General features: G+C 58.5%; 13 protein-coding genes. All 13 read right to left on the reverse strand.

Going from position 1 to position 15,516, the window contains the following annotated elements; all coding sequences use genetic code 11:
* Positions 1 to 291 precede the first annotated feature (291 nt).
* Positions 292 to 1,182 carry a glucose-1-phosphate thymidylyltransferase RfbA gene (gene rfbA, locus NH234_RS21595; protein ID WP_367254282.1) on the reverse strand — a complete coding sequence of 297 codons (891 nt, stop codon included), beginning with the start codon at positions 1,180 to 1,182 and terminating at the stop codon, positions 292 to 294.
* Positions 1,179 to 2,072 (reverse strand): dTDP-4-dehydrorhamnose reductase, encoded by an 894-nt coding sequence (gene rfbD / locus NH234_RS21600; RefSeq protein WP_085730525.1) that lies wholly within the window; start codon positions 2,070 to 2,072, stop codon positions 1,179 to 1,181. Before rfbD ends, rfbA begins: the two co-directional genes overlap by 4 nt.
* Entirely contained in the window at positions 2,072 to 3,145 is a 1,074-nt protein-coding gene (rfbB, locus tag NH234_RS21605; protein ID WP_367254283.1) for a dTDP-glucose 4,6-dehydratase, read from the reverse strand. Before rfbB ends, rfbD begins: the two co-directional genes overlap by 1 nt.
* A 222-nt stretch (positions 3,146 to 3,367) precedes the next feature.
* Positions 3,368 to 3,607 carry a LapA family protein gene (locus tag NH234_RS21610; RefSeq protein WP_085730523.1) on the reverse strand — a complete coding sequence of 80 codons (240 nt, stop codon included), beginning with the start codon at positions 3,605 to 3,607 and terminating at the stop codon, positions 3,368 to 3,370.
* A 27-nt stretch (positions 3,608 to 3,634) separates the two neighbouring features.
* Complete coding sequence (gene ihfB, locus NH234_RS21615) at positions 3,635 to 3,931, reverse strand: integration host factor subunit beta (protein WP_007899751.1); 297 nt, start codon at positions 3,929 to 3,931, stop codon at positions 3,635 to 3,637.
* 152 nt (positions 3,932 to 4,083) lie between these two features.
* On the reverse strand, positions 4,084 to 4,362 hold the full coding sequence (locus NH234_RS21620) for a hypothetical protein (protein WP_085730522.1): 279 nt from the start codon (positions 4,360 to 4,362) through the stop codon (positions 4,084 to 4,086).
* A gap of 206 nt (positions 4,363 to 4,568) precedes the next feature.
* On the reverse strand, positions 4,569 to 6,254 hold the full coding sequence (gene rpsA / locus NH234_RS21625; RefSeq protein WP_039770554.1) for a 30S ribosomal protein S1: 1,686 nt from the start codon (positions 6,252 to 6,254) through the stop codon (positions 4,569 to 4,571).
* A 120-nt stretch (positions 6,255 to 6,374) separates the two neighbouring features.
* Complete coding sequence (cmk, locus tag NH234_RS21630) at positions 6,375 to 7,064, reverse strand: (d)CMP kinase (protein ID WP_011335369.1); 690 nt, start codon at positions 7,062 to 7,064, stop codon at positions 6,375 to 6,377.
* Positions 7,061 to 9,268 carry a bifunctional prephenate dehydrogenase/3-phosphoshikimate 1-carboxyvinyltransferase gene (locus NH234_RS21635; protein ID WP_256575969.1) on the reverse strand — a complete coding sequence of 736 codons (2,208 nt, stop codon included), beginning with the start codon at positions 9,266 to 9,268 and terminating at the stop codon, positions 7,061 to 7,063. The genes cmk and NH234_RS21635 overlap by 4 nt, the downstream gene beginning before the upstream one ends.
* A 28-nt stretch (positions 9,269 to 9,296) precedes the next feature.
* On the reverse strand, positions 9,297 to 10,409 hold the full coding sequence (gene hisC, locus NH234_RS21640; RefSeq protein ID WP_007950914.1) for a histidinol-phosphate transaminase: 1,113 nt from the start codon (positions 10,407 to 10,409) through the stop codon (positions 9,297 to 9,299).
* Positions 10,410 to 10,422: 13 nt separating this feature from the next.
* Complete coding sequence (gene pheA / locus NH234_RS21645; RefSeq protein WP_085730518.1) at positions 10,423 to 11,517, reverse strand: prephenate dehydratase; 1,095 nt, start codon at positions 11,515 to 11,517, stop codon at positions 10,423 to 10,425.
* Positions 11,517 to 12,602, reverse strand: a complete 1,086-nt coding sequence (gene serC / locus NH234_RS21650; protein ID WP_367254284.1) for a 3-phosphoserine/phosphohydroxythreonine transaminase — start codon at positions 12,600 to 12,602, stop codon at positions 11,517 to 11,519. The genes pheA and serC overlap by 1 nt, the downstream gene beginning before the upstream one ends.
* Before the next feature lie 64 nt (positions 12,603 to 12,666).
* Positions 12,667 to 15,450 (reverse strand): DNA gyrase subunit A, encoded by a 2,784-nt coding sequence (gene gyrA / locus NH234_RS21655; RefSeq protein ID WP_085730516.1) that lies wholly within the window; start codon positions 15,448 to 15,450, stop codon positions 12,667 to 12,669.
* Positions 15,451 to 15,516 lie beyond the last annotated feature (66 nt).

Here is a 15,516-nt window from a genome sequence, read left to right on the forward strand (position 1 = left end):
CTGACGGTAAGTATCAGAAAAACGGGCTCAGTTATGTTTCTAGTCATTCTTGCACCGAAATCAGTGCACATTCTTGCCCCAACCGTTCGCTTGAAACAGTGGAAGCTCTGCCACATCCCGCCCAAAGAGTACCTGCCTGCCCCTTTGACAACAGGCAAAGGGGCTGATTGAACCGCCCTCCGAGGCGTCAAATACATCGCTGGTTTCTGCCTGCCATTCTAGCGTGACAACCATGAATTAATAACTCGGTAATTAGCCTCCGAGACCCATGGACCGACAGAAAGAACGATATTAGATCGAAGGTTGGTCCAGCAGCTTTTGCAGGTACTGCCCATAACCGGTTTTCCGCAGACGCTCGGCCTGAGTCGCGACCTGTTCAGCGGTGATCCAGCCATTGTTGTATGCAATCTCTTCGAGGCAGGCGACCTTCAGGCCTTGGCGATGCTCGATGGTATGCACAAAGTGACCGGCTTCAAGCAAGGAGTCATGCGTTCCGGTATCCAGCCAGGCAAAGCCGCGACCTAACATTTCGACATTAAGCGTTCTCTTCTCCAGATAGGTGCGATTGATGTCGGTGATCTCCAACTCGCCACGCTCAGAAGGCTTGATGCTCTTTGCGATCTCCACAACCTGATTATCGTAGAAATACAACCCGGTAACCGCGTAGTTGGACTTCGGTTTGAGAGGCTTCTCTTCAATGCTCAAGGCTCTGCCATTGGCATCAAATTCCACAACCCCGAAACGCTCCGGATCGGAAACGTGATAACCGAACACCGTAGCACCCGATGCCTGAGCACTGGCCGAACGCAGGTTCTCGGTGAAATATTGTCCGTAGAAAATATTGTCGCCCAGAATCAGGCAGCAAGGATCTTCACCAATGAACTCTTCACCGATGATGAAAGCTTGGGCCAGCCCGTCCGGGCTTGGCTGCTCGGCATAACTCAATTCGATGCCGTACAGGCTACCGTCACCCAGCAACTTGCGAAAATTCGGCAAATCCTCAGGTGTGGAGATGATCAGGATTTCCCGCATCCCTGCCAGCATGAGCACCGACAACGGATAGAAAATCATCGGTTTGTCATAGATCGGCAACAACTGCTTGGACACACCAAGGGTGACCGGGTGCAGGCGTGTACCCGAACCACCGGCCAGAATGATGCCTTTACGGTTAGTCTTGATCATTTGTTGAGAATTTCCCTGAGCATTCGGGTGACACCACTTTGCCAATCCGGCAAGTGCAAAGAAAAGGCCCGGCACAGCTTTTGAGTATTCAGACGAGAATTCAAAGGGCGGCGTGCGGGGGTTGGATAGGCGCTGGTTTCAATCGGGTTGATCGTTGTCACCGCAAACGCCTCGCCATGGCGTCGAGCAAAATCGATCACAAAAGACGCATAACCGTGCCAGGACACTTCACCGCCAGCCGCCAGGTGGTACACCCCGGCAAGTTCCGGAGAATGCATGACACGCTGAATAGCCAACGCCGTGACATCGGCAATCAGATCCGCACCGGTCGGCGAGCCGATCTGATCCACGATCACACTCAGCGTGTCACGCTCACTGGCCAGCCTCATCATGGTCTTGGCGAAGTTGCTGCCGCGCACGCCATAACACCAACTGGTACGGAAGATCAGGTGCTTGCAGCCTGAGGCGATAATCGCCTGCTCACCGGCCGCCTTGCTGAAGCCATAGCGGTTCAGGGGAGCAATTTCATCGGTTTCGACCCAGGGTGTCGAACCTTGGCCATTGAATACGTAGTCGGTCGAATAATGAATCAACCATGCATCCAGCGCTGCTGCTTCTTCGGCCATGACCTGACTGGCCCGCGCATTCACGCAATCGGCCAGCTCGGTCTCGACTTCAGCCCTGTCGACAGCGGTGTATGCCGCTGCGTTGACGATAATGTTCGGGCGGACACTACGAATGGTGGCGCGCAGACCGACGAGGTCGGACAAGTCGCCGCACAAACCATCCGCGCCATGGCGATCCAGCGAAATCAGTTCCCCCAATGGAGAAAGGGAGCGCTGCAGCTCCCATCCCACCTGGCCACTTTTCCCTAGCAAGAGAATTCTCATCACTGGCCTGAGCGACTTGCGTAGTTCTGATCAATCCACTGTTGGTAACTGCCACTTTTGACATGAGCGACCCAGTCGGCATTATTCAAATACCACTCGACCGTTTTACGGATGCCGGTTTCGAAAGTTTCCTGCGGCGTCCAGCCCAGCTCCCGCTGGATCTTGCTGGCATCGATCGCGTAACGCTGGTCATGGCCCGGCCGGTCCTGAACATATGTGATCAGACTGGCATGTGGGCGATAAGCAGATTCAGGACGCAACTCATCAAGCAGCGCGCACAACGTATGCACCACTTCGATGTTCTGCTTTTCGTTATGACCACCGATGTTATAGGTCTCGCCGATCACACCTTCGGTAACAACTTTATAGAGTGCACGGGCATGATCTTCGACGTAGAGCCAGTCACGAACCTGATTACCCTTGCCATACACAGGCAGCGGCTTGCCCTCCAATGCATTTAGAATGATCAGCGGGATCAGCTTTTCAGGGAAATGGCAGGGGCCGTAATTGTTCGAGCAATTGGTCACCAGAGTCGGCAGACCATAGGTTCGAGCCCAGGCACGGACGAGATGATCGGAGCTGGCCTTGCTCGCCGAATACGGGGAGCTCGGCTGATAAGGCGTTTCTTCGGTGAAAAGATCTTCAGGCCCTTCAAGATCGCCGTAAACCTCGTCCGTCGAGATATGGTGGAATCGGAAAGCGCTCTTGCGATGATCGTCGAGGGTTATCCAGTAGTGCCGTACAGCCTCGAGAAGCGTGTAGGTACCAATAATATTGGTCTGGATGAATTCCGAAGGACCGGAAATCGAGCGGTCGACATGCGACTCTGCCGCCAGGTGCATGATCGCGTCTGGCTGATGCACTTGCAGGACACGCTCAATCTCTGCGCGATCACAGATGTCCACACGTTCGAATACATAACGCGGGTCGTGACTGACCTGGGCCAGCGATTCAAGATTACCGGCATACGTCAACTTGTCGACGTTCACTACAGAGTCGGATGTATTGGAAATGATGTGACGGATAACTGCTGAGCCAATAAACCCGGCACCGCCGGTTACTAGAATTTTCACGCGAAACCATACCCTTGAGGTGCTGACAGGGCTGCCAACCGAGCGCTGTCTAATCCATGAATGCAAAGCCTGAGTCGAGAGGCTTCTTTAAGAGCAAGCCTTCAGCGACATGCAAATATGCCACTGTCGAATAAGGGCGGCATTTTACAGCTAAATGAACGTTTTACTAATGGATATAGACAGGTAGCGGTGCAAATTCACGACCTCCCACCCCCCATCATTTCAGACCAGTCGCTTGCGAGCAGCTCTGGAGGAGCGCCCCAGAAACCAGCCCAGCACAGGCCCGATCAGCATCCCGACGAGCAGCGCGACAACCATGATCAGCGAGACGGGAAGTTGCGGACCAGCCCAGCCAAGAAACACCAGAGAGATTGACTGCTGATTCTCGAGAACGAACGCCAGAATCACCAACACCAGCAGAAGAATGAAAACACCAAGAAGCATGCGCTTGAAATTACGCATGGAAAACTCCCCGAAGGATAGCAACTGTCAAAGCCCCTCCTCCTCTTCCTCGTTCACCCGATCACGCAATTCCTTTCCCGGCTTGAAATGCGGAACGAACTTGCCGTCAAGACTGACAGATTGACCAGTTTTTGGATTGCGCCCGACCCGCGGGGCACGATAGTGCAGGGAGAAGCTGCCAAAGCCACGGATCTCGATGCGATCACCCGTAGCCAGGCATTGGGACATTTGTTCGAGCATGGTCTTGATGGCCAACTCCACATCCTTGGATGAGAGCAGCCCTTGATGGGTGACAATTCGTTCGATCAACTCCGACTTCGTCATATTTTTCCCTTCTTTTTCAAGCAGCTAGATCAGCGCTTGAAAGGTTTTAGCACGCCCGGAAGATTTTGAACAGCCCAGGGGTTGACATATCTTTTCCCACACCAAAACGCCCACTTCCAAGGCATCTAGTCACCCGCCGGAACAACGCACTCTCAGCGACAGATGACCAGCATGGTACGAGTGACGTAGCCTGCGGGATTGAAGCCGAAGGGAAACAAATCCTCATCCTTGGCATCATCCGATCGGGTGACCACCTTATAACCCGCCCCCTTGCATTCTTTCGCCGCACGTTTTTGACACTTCTCCCAACCCGACCCCAAACCGGAGCAATCAACCTCAATGCCACTGACGCCGCGTACCGCATGAGTCTTCGCGCTGGTCGTACAGCCCGCCAAAGCCAGCATGCCCATCAAGACTATAAGCTTGTTCATTCATTTCCTTATGCCAGGCTTCACACCCGACTACTGCGATCCTCAGACTAAGCCTAGACGCGAATAGACGATTGATCCGATTAAAGAAACAGACCGCCGCACAAAAGGAATGGTTTCACCGGGACAACACACAGCATGGCGCCACACCAAATCGCAGGCATAAAAAAGGGCGACCGAAGTCGCCCTTTTTAATGATCAGACAGAACTCAGTTCTGTTTGGCCATTGCTTGACGCAGCAGTGCCGCCATAGTGGTGTCAGCTGCTTCACCTTCCGGAGCCGCTTTCAGGCTCTGGATGGCTTCTTTCTCTTCAGCATCGTCTTTCGATTTGATCGACAGCTGGATTACGCGGCTCTTACGATCAACGCTGATGATCTTGGCTTCTACTTGCTGGCCTTCTTTCAGAACGTTGCGCGCGTCTTCAACGCGGTCACGGCTGATTTCGGAGGCTTTCAGAGTCGCTTCGATATCGTCGGCCAGAACGATGATGGCGCCTTTGGCGTCAACTTCTTTCACGGTGCCAGTAACGATTGCGCCTTTGTCGTTAACCGAGACGTACTCGGAGAACGGATCGCTTTCCAGTTGCTTGATACCCAGGGAGATACGCTCACGCTCCGGGTCAACCGACAGGATAACGGTGTCCAGTTCGTCGCCCTTCTTGAAACGACGTACGGCTTCTTCGCCCACTTCGTTCCAGGAGATGTCGGACAGGTGAACCAGACCGTCGATGCCGCCGTCCAGACCAATGAAGATACCGAAATCGGTGATCGACTTGATGGTGCCGGAGATTTTGTCGCCCTTATTGAACTGGCCAGAGAAGTCTTCCCATGGGTTCGACTTGCACTGCTTGATGCCCAGGGAGATACGACGACGCTCTTCGTCGATGTCCAGAACCATGACTTCCACTTCGTCGCCGACCTGTACGACTTTCGAAGGGTGGATGTTCTTGTTGGTCCAGTCCATTTCCGAAACGTGTACCAGACCTTCAACGCCTTCTTCCAGCTCAGCGAAGCAGCCGTAGTCGGTCAGGTTGGTTACACGAGCGGTAACGCGAGTGCCTTCTGGGTAACGGGCTTTGATAGCAACCCATGGATCTTCGCCCAGTTGCTTCAGGCCCAGGGAAACACGGTTGCGTTCGCGATCGTATTTCAGAACCTTGACGTCAATCTCGTCACCAACGTTGACGATCTCGGAAGGATGCTTGATGCGCTTCCAGGCCATGTCGGTGATGTGCAGCAGGCCGTCCACGCCACCCAGATCGACGAATGCGCCGTAATCGGTGAGGTTTTTGACGATACCTTTAACTTGCTGGCCTTCCTGCAGGGATTCCAGCAGAGCTTCACGCTCGGCGGAGTTCTCAGCTTCCAGGACACTGCGACGGGAAACAACAACGTTGTTGCGCTTCTGGTCCAGCTTGATGACCTTGAATTCCAGCTCTTTGCCTTCCAGGTGCGTGGTGTCGCGCACTGGACGGACGTCAACCAGGGAACCTGGCAGGAACGCACGGATGCCGTTAACGTCGACAGTGAAGCCGCCTTTAACCTTACCGTTGATAACGCCCTTGACCACTTCCTCAGCTGCGAAGGCTGCTTCCAGAACGATCCAGCATTCAGCGCGCTTGGCTTTTTCACGGGACAGCTTGGTTTCACCGAAACCGTCTTCAACCGAGTCCAGAGCAACGTGAACTTCGTCACCGACGTTGATGTTCAGTTCGCCAGCGTCGTTGTAGAACTGCTCCAGAGGGATCAGCGCTTCGGACTTCAGGCCAGCGTGAACGGTTACCCAGCGAGCTTGGTAATCGATATCAACGATAACACCGGTGATGATGGAGCCTGCCTGAAGGTTCAGGGTCTTTAGGCTTTCTTCAAAGAGTTCCGCAAAGCTTTCGCTCATTTTAATTCCTGTTGATTAGGGCGAAAAAGTACGCCCATCTCCACATCCCAGACAATGTGGGTTAGTTTCATTAAAAAGAAGCACCGCAGGACTATGACTGGTCCCCTGTGGCCCTCTTGGTCACCCGGCGATATCGCGAATGGCAATCTCGCTCATGATGCGTTCAAGCACCTGATCGATGGACAACTCCGTGGAATCCAGCTGTATCGCGTCGGCCGCCGGCTTGAGCGGGGCCACCGCTCGCTGAGTATCACGCTCATCGCGCGCACGGATCTCATCTAGCAGACTCGACAGACTAACACCCTCGACTTTGCCCTTCAACTGCAAATATCGACGGCGCGCCCGCTCCTCGGCACTGGCGGTCAGGAAAATCTTCAAGGGCGCATTCGGAAATACCACCGTTCCCATGTCGCGACCATCGGCCACCAGGCCCGGCGCTTCCTGAAAAGCACGCTGGCGCTGCAGCAGCGCCTCGCGCACGGCCGGCAATGCAGCCACCTGGGAAGCGCCGGAACCGACGCTCTCGGTGCGAATGACATCGCTGACTTCGTCACCTTCCAGAATGATGCGCTGCAACTGACCGTCGGTCGCCGCGATGAACTGCACATCCAGATGAGCGGCCAGTTTCTTCAGCAGCTCTTCATTGGTCAGGTCTACACCATGGTTGTGCGCAGCAAACGCCAGCAAGCGATACAGCGCACCGGAATCCAGCAGATTCCAGCCCAGACGCTTGGCCAGAATCCCGGCTACGGTGCCTTTGCCGGAGCCGCTTGGTCCATCGATGGTGATGACCGGAGCAATGTTGTTCACGACTGAGCCTCTTGCGCCACACGAATACCGACCTGCGCGCATAGCGCCAGGAAGTTCGGGAACGATGTCGCGACGTTGGCACAATCATGGATGCGGATCGGTGCAGTGGCGCGCAACGAGGCCACGCTGAAAGCCATCGCGATGCGGTGATCGCCATGACCGTGCACTTCGCCGCCGCCGATCTGGCCGCCGTCGATGATGATGCCGTCCGGGGTCGGTTCGCACTTGACGCCCAGCGCCAGCAAACCGTCCGCCATGACCTGAATACGGTCCGATTCCTTGACCCGCAACTCTTCTGCGCCGGTCAGCACGGTGCGCCCTTCGGCACAGGCTGCCGCCACGAACAGCACCGGGAACTCGTCGATGGCCAGTGGAACCAGCGCTTCCGGAATCTCGATACCTTTGAGTTTAGCTGCTCGTACGCGCAAGTCTGCAACCGGCTCGCCACCCACTTCACGCTGGTTTTCCAGGGTGATGTCGGCACCCATCAGGCGCAGGATGTCGATTACACCGGTACGAGTCGGGTTGATGCCGACGTGCTCGAGCACCAGCTCCGAACCTTCAGCAATCGACGCCGCCACCAGGAAAAACGCCGACGACGATATGTCGCCCGGCACTTCGATATGGGTCGCGGTCAGCTTGCCGCCGGACTCGACCGATGCCGTCGCGCCATCGACGCTCACCGAATAGCCGAAGCCGCGCAGCATGCGCTCGGTATGGTCGCGGGTCGGGGCTGGCTCGGTCACGGTTGTCTTGCCTTCGGCATACAGCCCCGCCAGCAGCAGGCAGGATTTCACCTGAGCACTGGCCATCGGCATGGTGTAGGTCAGGCCTTTGAGCTTGTGACCGCCACGAATGGTCATCGGCGGACGACCGTCGGCAGCAGTTTCAATCACGGCGCCCATTTCCCGCAGCGGGTTGGCGACGCGATTCATCGGACGCTTGGACAGCGACGCGTCACCGGTCAGGGTGCTGTCGAAATCCTGCGCGGCCAGCAGGCCGGAAAGCAGGCGCATCGAAGTGCCGGAGTTGCCCAGATAGATCGGGCCCGGCGCAGGTTTCAGGCCGTGCAGGCCGACACCGTGGATGGTCACGCGGCCGTGATGCGGGCCTTCGATGACCACGCCCATGTCGCGGAACGCCTGCAAGGTCGCCAAGGCATCTTCGCCCTCGAGGAAGCCTTCGACTTCGGTGACGCCTTCAGCCAGGGAGCCGAGCATGATCGAACGGTGGGAAATCGATTTGTCACCCGGTACGCGAATCCGACCGGACAGGCGGCCACCAGGTTGAGCCAGGAAGATCAGATCGTTGGAGTTCATAGCGTCCACATAGGCCCTGCGGGCCAGGATTTTACTGAAATGCTCGCGGGCAACCCGGGCGCGCGTGAAGACGCCCAACAATTGGTGCCCATCCCCTGCATCGACCGCGTCGCGCAAGGCGTCGAGGTCGCTGCGAAATGTATCGAGTGTGCGCAGGACAGCCTCGCGATTGGCGAGAAAGATGTCATGCCACATGACCGGGTCGCTTCCGGCGATTCTTGTGAAATCGCGAAAACCGCCCGCAGCGTAACGGAAGATCTCAAGGTTTTCATTGCGTTTGGCCAGTGAATCGACCAGACCGAAGGCCAGCAGATGCGGCAGATGACTGGTCGCTGCCAGCACTTCATCGTGCCGCTCGACCTGCATGTGCTCGACATCGGCACCCAGCTCGCGCCACAAACGATCAACCACTGCCAGCGCAGCCGGATCAGTCTGCTCCAACGGGGTCAGAATCACCTTGTGACGACGAAACAGCTCTGAGTTGGAGGCTTCCACCCCACTCTGCTCGGAGCCGGCAATCGGATGACCCGGCACGAAGCGCGCCGGCATGCCGCCGAACGCTTCGGTCGCCGCACGCACCACATTGCCCTTGGCGCTGCCGACGTCCGTCAGGATCGCCTGCCCCAGATCCATGCCGGCCAGACGGGCCAACACTTTTTCCATAGCCAGGATCGGCACCGCCAACTGGATCACATCCGCGCCCTGGCAAGCAGCAACCAGGTCGTCTTCGCAGCGATCAACCACGCCCAAATCGACCGCCAGCTTGCGCGATTGCGGGTCGAGATCGACCCCGACCACTTCGCGGCACACACCGCTTTCACGCAAGCCTTTGGCAAACGAACCACCGATCAGTCCCAGACCGACCACCACCAGGCGCCCGATCATAGGTGCAGCAGATTGCAGCGCAGTGACATCACCCACGAGCCAGAACCTTGCGCAGCGCTTCAAGGAAGCGGCTGTTTTCCGCCGGCAGACCAATGGTCACCCGCAGATGGTTTGGCATGCCGTAGTTGGCCACCGGACGCACGATCACGCCTTCGCGCAGCAGACCCTGGAACACCGGAGCCGCCACTTGACCGAGGTCGACGCAGATAAAGTTGCCCTTGGACGGAATCCAGCTCAGGCCCAGCTCGCGGAAACCCGCTTCCAGCTGCTGCATGCCGGACTCGTTGAGCTGACGGCTCTGCGCCAGATACTCCTCGTCCTTCAGCGCCGCACACGCCGCGGCCAAGGCCAGGCTGTTGACATTGAACGGTTGCCGTACGCGGTTCAGCACGTCTGCCACCACCGGGGTGGACAGGCCGTAACCAACGCGCAGCGCCGCCAGACCATAGGCCTTGGAGAAGGTGCGCGAGACCAGCAGGTTCGGATAAGCCGCGAGGAAATCCAGACCGTCCGGCAGATCACTGCCTTCGGCGTATTCGATGTAGGCCTCGTCCAGCACCACCAGCACATGCTCCGGCACGTCCTGCAGGAACTCGTCCAGCGCTTCGGCGCCGAACCAGGTGCCGGTCGGGTTGTTCGGGTTGGCGATGAACACGACGCGCGTGTTGGCGTCGATGGCCGCCAGCATCGCCGGCAGATCATGCCCCCAGTCCTTGGCCGGAACGACCTTGGCCTGAGCGCCGACCGCCTGGGTCGCGATCGGATACACAGCAAACGCGTGCTCGCTGAACACCGCATTCAGGCCCGGCGCCAGATAGGCGCGCGCCACCAGCTCGAGAATGTCGTTGGAGCCGTTGCCCAGGGTCACCTGGTTCAGCTCGACACGGCACTGCTCGGCCAGCAGGGATTTCAGAGCAAAACCGTTGCCGTCCGGATAACGGGTCAGCTCGTCCAGCGCTTCGCGAATTGCGGCCAGCGCTTTCGGGCTCGCGCCCAGCGGGTTTTCGTTGCTCGCCAGCTTGACGATGCTTGCCGGATCCAGGTCCAGCTCGCGCGCCAGCTCGTCCACGGGCTTGCCCGGCACGTATGGCGAAAGTTGTTGCACGCCCGGCTGTGCCAGAGCGAGGAAGTTGCCACTCATTTGCTACCGCCCCTTAGAGAACTGCTTTCGGGTAGGAACCCAGCACCTTGAGTGCTACTGCTTCCTGACTGATCTTTTCCAGCACACCTTTGATCAGCGGATCACGGTGATGGCCGACGAAGTCGATGAAGAACACGTAGGTCCATTTACCGCTGCGCGACGGACGGGTTTCGATCCGGGTCAGGTCGATCCCGTTGTCATGGAACGGCACCAGCAGCTCGTGGAGCGCACCTGGCTTGTTGCTCATGGACACGATGATCGACGTCTTGTCGTCGCCGGTCGGCGGCACTTCCTGGTTACCGATCATCAGGAAGCGCGTGGAGTTGTCCGGACGATCCTCGATCTTCTCGGCCAGACGGGTCAGGCCATACAGCCCGGCCGCCATGTCACCGGCGATCGCCGCCGAATTCCATTCGCCCTTGACCCGCTTGGCCGCTTCGGCGTTGCTGGACACCGCCACGCGCTCGACATTCGGGTAATGAGCGTCCAGCCACTTGCGACACTGGGCCAGCGACTGAGCGTGGGAATAGATGCGACTGATGCTGTCGGTCTTGGTGTTTTCACCGACCAGCAGATGATGGTGAATCCGCAGCTCGACTTCGCCACAAATAACCATGTCGTGCTCGAGGAAGCTGTCGAGGGTGTGGTTGACCGCACCCTCGGTGGAGTTCTCCACCGGCACCACGCCGAAATTCACAGCACCGGCCGCCACTTCGCGGAACACTTCGTCGATCGCCGCCATCGGCTTGCTGATCACTGCGTGACCGAAGTGCTTCATGGCCGCCGCCTGGGTGAACGTACCTTCCGGACCGAGATAGGCCACTTTCAGCGGGTTCTCAAGGGCGAGGCACGAGGACATGATTTCGCGGAACAAGCGCGCCATCTCTTCGTTGCCCAGCGGCCCCTTGTTGCGCTCCATCACGCGCTTGAGGACCTGCGCCTCACGCTCGGGACGATAGAACACCGGCTGCTCGCCTTCGGCCAGACTGGCCATCTTGACCCGGGCAACTTCCTCGGCGCAGCGAGCGCGATCGCTGATCAGTTGGAGGATCTTCTCATCGAGGCTGTCGATGCGAACGCGCAGCGCCTTGAGTTCCTGTTCGGACATCAGGAATGCTCCTTCTCGAACTCAGCCATGTAGCCAACCAGCGCTTCAACCGCATCCAGACCCAGGGCGTTGTAGATCGAGGCACGCATGCCGCCGACCGAACGATGGCCCTTGAGGTTGAGCAGGCCACGAGCATCAGCACCGGCCAGGAACGCCTTGTCCAGACGCTCGTCAGCCAGGCGGAACGGCACGTTCATCCAGGAACGGGCGTTAACGCTGATCGGGTTGGTGTAGAAATCGCTGTTGTCGATGAAGCCGTACAGGCGATCTTTCTTCGCCTTGTTGCGCTGCTCCATCGCAGCGACGCCGCCCTGCTCCTTCAGCCACTCGAAGACGAGGCCCGAGAGGTACCAGGAATAGGTGGCCGGGGTGTTGTACATCGAACCGTTGTCGGCCGAGATCTTGTAGTCGAGCATGGTCGGGCACGAACTGCGGGCACGGCCCAGCAGGTCTTCACGGACGATCACTACGACCAGACCGCTCGGGCCGATGTTCTTCTGCGCACCAGCGTAGATCAGGCCGTACTGCGACACATCGATGGGACGCGAGAGGATATCGGAAGACATGTCGACCACCAGCGGAACGTCACCGGCCTCGGGAACCCAGTCGAACTGCAGGCCGCCGATGGTTTCGTTGGACGCGTAGTGCAGATAGGCCGCACCCGGAGTCAGCTTCCACTCGTTCTGGCCGGGGATTGCCAGATAGTCATAAGGCTTGGCGCTGGCAGCAACGTTGATGTTGCCGAAGCGACGCGCCTCCTCGATGGCTTTCTTCGACCAGATGCCGGTCTCGACATAGTCGGCAGTGCCATTCTCGGGCAGCAGGTTCAGCGGAATCTCGGCGAACTGCTGGCTCGCGCCGCCCTGCAGGAACAGCACTTTGTAATTGGAGGGGATGGACAGCAGGTCGCGCAGGTCCTGTTCGGCTTTCTCGGCGATGGCCACGTAGTCGTCGCTACGATGGCTCATCTCCATGACCGACAGACCCTTGCCGTGCCAGTCGAGCAGCTCGGACTGGGCACGCAACAGGACAGCTTCAGGCAGCGCAGCGGGACCTGCGCAGAAGTTAAAGGCTCGTTTGCTCACATCCACTCTCGCTATGCAATCACGGTAGCGGACAGAGCAAACACTCTGCCCTGCTACGATTTGGTTAGTCTTGCGACTCTTCTTCGTCTGCGGCGTCCGCCTGCAGGTTGTCGACTGCATCGTCCGGTTCGGCGCCGATCACGCCCTCCTCCAGCTCGACACCTTCTTCACCCTCAAACTCTTCACCCTCGACTTCCGACGGCTCCTGGACCCGCTCCAGACCGACCAGGGTTTCATCCTTGGCCAGCTTGATCAGGGTCACGCCCTGGGTGTTACGACCCAGACTGGAAACTTCGTCGACGCGGGTACGCACCAGCGTGCCCTGGTCGGAGATCAGCATGATCTCTTCGCCGTCCTGCACCTGAACCGCACCGACCAGACGGCCGTTACGCTCGTTGCTGACCATGGCGATAACGCCCTGGCCGCCACGCTTGTATTCAGGGAACTCGGTGATCGCCGTGCGCTTGCCGTAGCCACGCTCGGAAGCCGTCAGGATCTGGCTGCCCTCTTCCGGGATCAGCATGGAAATCAGCTTCTGCCCTTCCGGCAGACGCATGCCACGCACACCGCGAGCGGTACGACCCATGGCGCGGACTTCGGATTCCTTGAAGCGCGTCACCTTGCCGCCGTCGGAGAACAGCATGATTTCCTGCTCGCCATCGGTGATGGCAGCGGAGATCAGGATGTCGCCCTCGTCCAACTCCAGCGCGATCAGACCGACGCTGCGCTGACGGCTGAAGGCCACCAGCGGGGTCTTCTTGACGGTACCGTTGGCGGTCGACATGAAGATGAACGGTGCCTTCTTGCGGTCGGCAGCCTTGATACGCGCCTTGCGCTCTTCTTCGGTTTCGTTGCTGTTTTCGATGTCGTCTACATCAGCCTCGGCGCCTTCGGCTTCTTCTTCATCAGCCTGACGCTTCATGGCTTCGAGATCGACCGGCAGCATGGTAGTGATGTATTCACCGTCATCCAGCGGCAACAGGTTGACCAGCGGACGGCCACGGGCGGCGCGGGACGCTTCCGGAATCTCGTAGGTCTTGAGCCAGTACACCTTGCCCTTGCTGGAGAACAGCAGCAGCGTGGTGTGGCTGTTGGCGACCAGCAGGTGAGCGATGTAGTCCTCATCCTTCACGCCGGTAGCCGATTTACCCTTACCACCACGACGCTGAGCCTGGTACGCAGCCAGTGGCTGAGTCTTGGCATAACCGCCGTGGGAGATGGTCACGACGCGCTCTTCTTCCGGGATCATGTCGCCCAGGGTCAGGTCGAGGCGTGCATCGAGGATCTCGGTGCGGCGCACGTCGCCGTATTCGGCGCGGATCACTTCCAGCTCTTCGCGGATCACTTCCATCAGGCGCGTGGCGCTGTTGAGGATGCGGATCAGCTCGCCGATCTGGTTCAGGATCTCTTGATACTCGGCCAGCAGCTTTTCGTGCTCCAGGCCGGTCAGGCGGTGCAGACGCAGTTCCAGAATGGCTTGTGCCTGTTCCGGCGACAGGAAGTACTTGCCGTCGCGCAGACCGTATTGCGGATCGAGGTTTTCCGGACGGCACGAATCGGCACCGGCACGCTCGACCATGGTCATCACCGCACTGGATTCCCACGGCGTGCTGACCAGTGCTTCCTTGGCTTCCGACGGGGTCGGCGACGCCTTGATCAGGGCGATCACCGGGTCGATGTTCGACAGGGCGACGGCCTGACCCTCAAGGATATGGCCACGCTCACGAGCCTTGCGCAGTTCGAACACGGTACGGCGGGTAACGACTTCGCGACGGTGACGAACGAAGGCTTCCAGCAGATCCTTGAGGTTCAGGATCCGCGGACGGCCGTCGATCAGCGCGACGATGTTGATGCCGAATACCGATTGCAGCTGGGTCTGGGCGTAGAGGTTGTTGAGGATCACCTCAGGCACTTCGCCGCGACGCAACTCGATCACGACACGCATACCGTCCTTGTCGGACTCGTCGCGCAGTTCGGTGATGCCTTCGAGTTTCTTCTCTTTTACCAGCTCGGCGATCTTCTCGATCAGACGCGCCTTGTTCAACTGGTAAGGCAGCTCGGTGATGACGATCTGCTGACGGCCACCGACCTTGTCGATGTCTTCGATGATCGAACGCGCACGCATGTAAATGCGGCCACGGCCGGTGCGGTAGGCTTCGATGATGCCGGCACGACCGTTGATGATCGCAGCGGTCGGGAAGTCCGGACCGGGAATGTATTGCATCAGCTCATCGACGGTCAGCTCAGGGTTGTCGATGAGAGCCAGGCAACCGTCGATGACTTCACCGAGGTTGTGCGGCGGAATGTTGGTCGCCATGCCCACGGCGATACCGCTGGAACCGTTGACCAGCAGGTTCGGAACGCGGGTCGGCATGACCGCCGGGATCAGTTCGGTGCCGTCGTAGTTCGGCACCCAGTCCACGGTTTCCTTGTGCAGGTCGGCCAGCAGCTCGTGCGCCAGCTTGGTCATGCGCACTTCGGTGTATCGCATGGCCGCGGCGTTGTCGCCGTCCACCGAACCGAAGTTGCCCTGACCGTCCACCAGCAGGTAACGCAGCGAGAATGGCTGAGCCATACGGACGATGGTGTCGTACACCGCGGTATCACCGTGCGGGTGATACTTACCGATCACGTCACCGACAACACGGGCAGATTTCTTGTACGGCTTGTTGAAGTCGTTGCCCAGCTCGCTCATCGCGAAAAGCACGCGACGGTGCACGGGCTTCAAGCCATCGCGCGCATCCGGCAGTGCACGGCCGACGATCACGCTCATCGCGTAATCGAGATAGGACTGTTTCAGCTCGTCTTCGATATTGACCGGGAGGATTTCTTTGGCCAGTTCGCCCATGAGAAGCCTGATTCCTTTTTCTGGTGAAACTTCGCCATATCCATAGGGGACGCACGAAGCTCGTCG

Source organism: Pseudomonas sp. stari2, from assembly GCF_040760005.1.
Taxonomy (GTDB): domain Bacteria; phylum Pseudomonadota; class Gammaproteobacteria; order Pseudomonadales; family Pseudomonadaceae; genus Aquipseudomonas.

Bases quoted from the DNA above. Each gene is read 5' to 3' on its own strand.
- rfbA (WP_367254282.1), bottom strand. From the start codon at position 1,182: ATGATCAAGACTAACCGTAAAGGCATCATTCTGGCCGGTGGTTCGGGT.
- rfbD (WP_085730525.1), bottom strand. From the start codon at position 2,072: ATGAGAATTCTCTTGCTAGGGAAAAGTGGCCAGGTGGGATGGGAGCTG.
- NH234_RS21610 (WP_085730523.1), bottom strand. From the start codon at position 3,607: ATGCGTAATTTCAAGCGCATGCTTCTTGGTGTTTTCATTCTTCTGCTG.
- ihfB (WP_007899751.1), bottom strand. From the start codon at position 3,931: ATGACGAAGTCGGAGTTGATCGAACGAATTGTCACCCATCAAGGGCTG.
- NH234_RS21620 (WP_085730522.1), bottom strand. From the start codon at position 4,362: ATGAACAAGCTTATAGTCTTGATGGGCATGCTGGCTTTGGCGGGCTGT.
- rpsA (WP_039770554.1), bottom strand. From the start codon at position 6,254: ATGAGCGAAAGCTTTGCGGAACTCTTTGAAGAAAGCCTAAAGACCCTG.
- NH234_RS21635 (WP_256575969.1), bottom strand. From the start codon at position 9,268: ATGATCGGGCGCCTGGTGGTGGTCGGTCTGGGACTGATCGGTGGTTCG.
- hisC (WP_007950914.1), bottom strand. From the start codon at position 10,409: ATGAGTGGCAACTTCCTCGCTCTGGCACAGCCGGGCGTGCAACAACTT.
- pheA (WP_085730518.1), bottom strand. From the start codon at position 11,517: ATGTCCGAACAGGAACTCAAGGCGCTGCGCGTTCGCATCGACAGCCTC.
- gyrA (WP_085730516.1), bottom strand. From the start codon at position 15,450: ATGGGCGAACTGGCCAAAGAAATCCTCCCGGTCAATATCGAAGACGAG.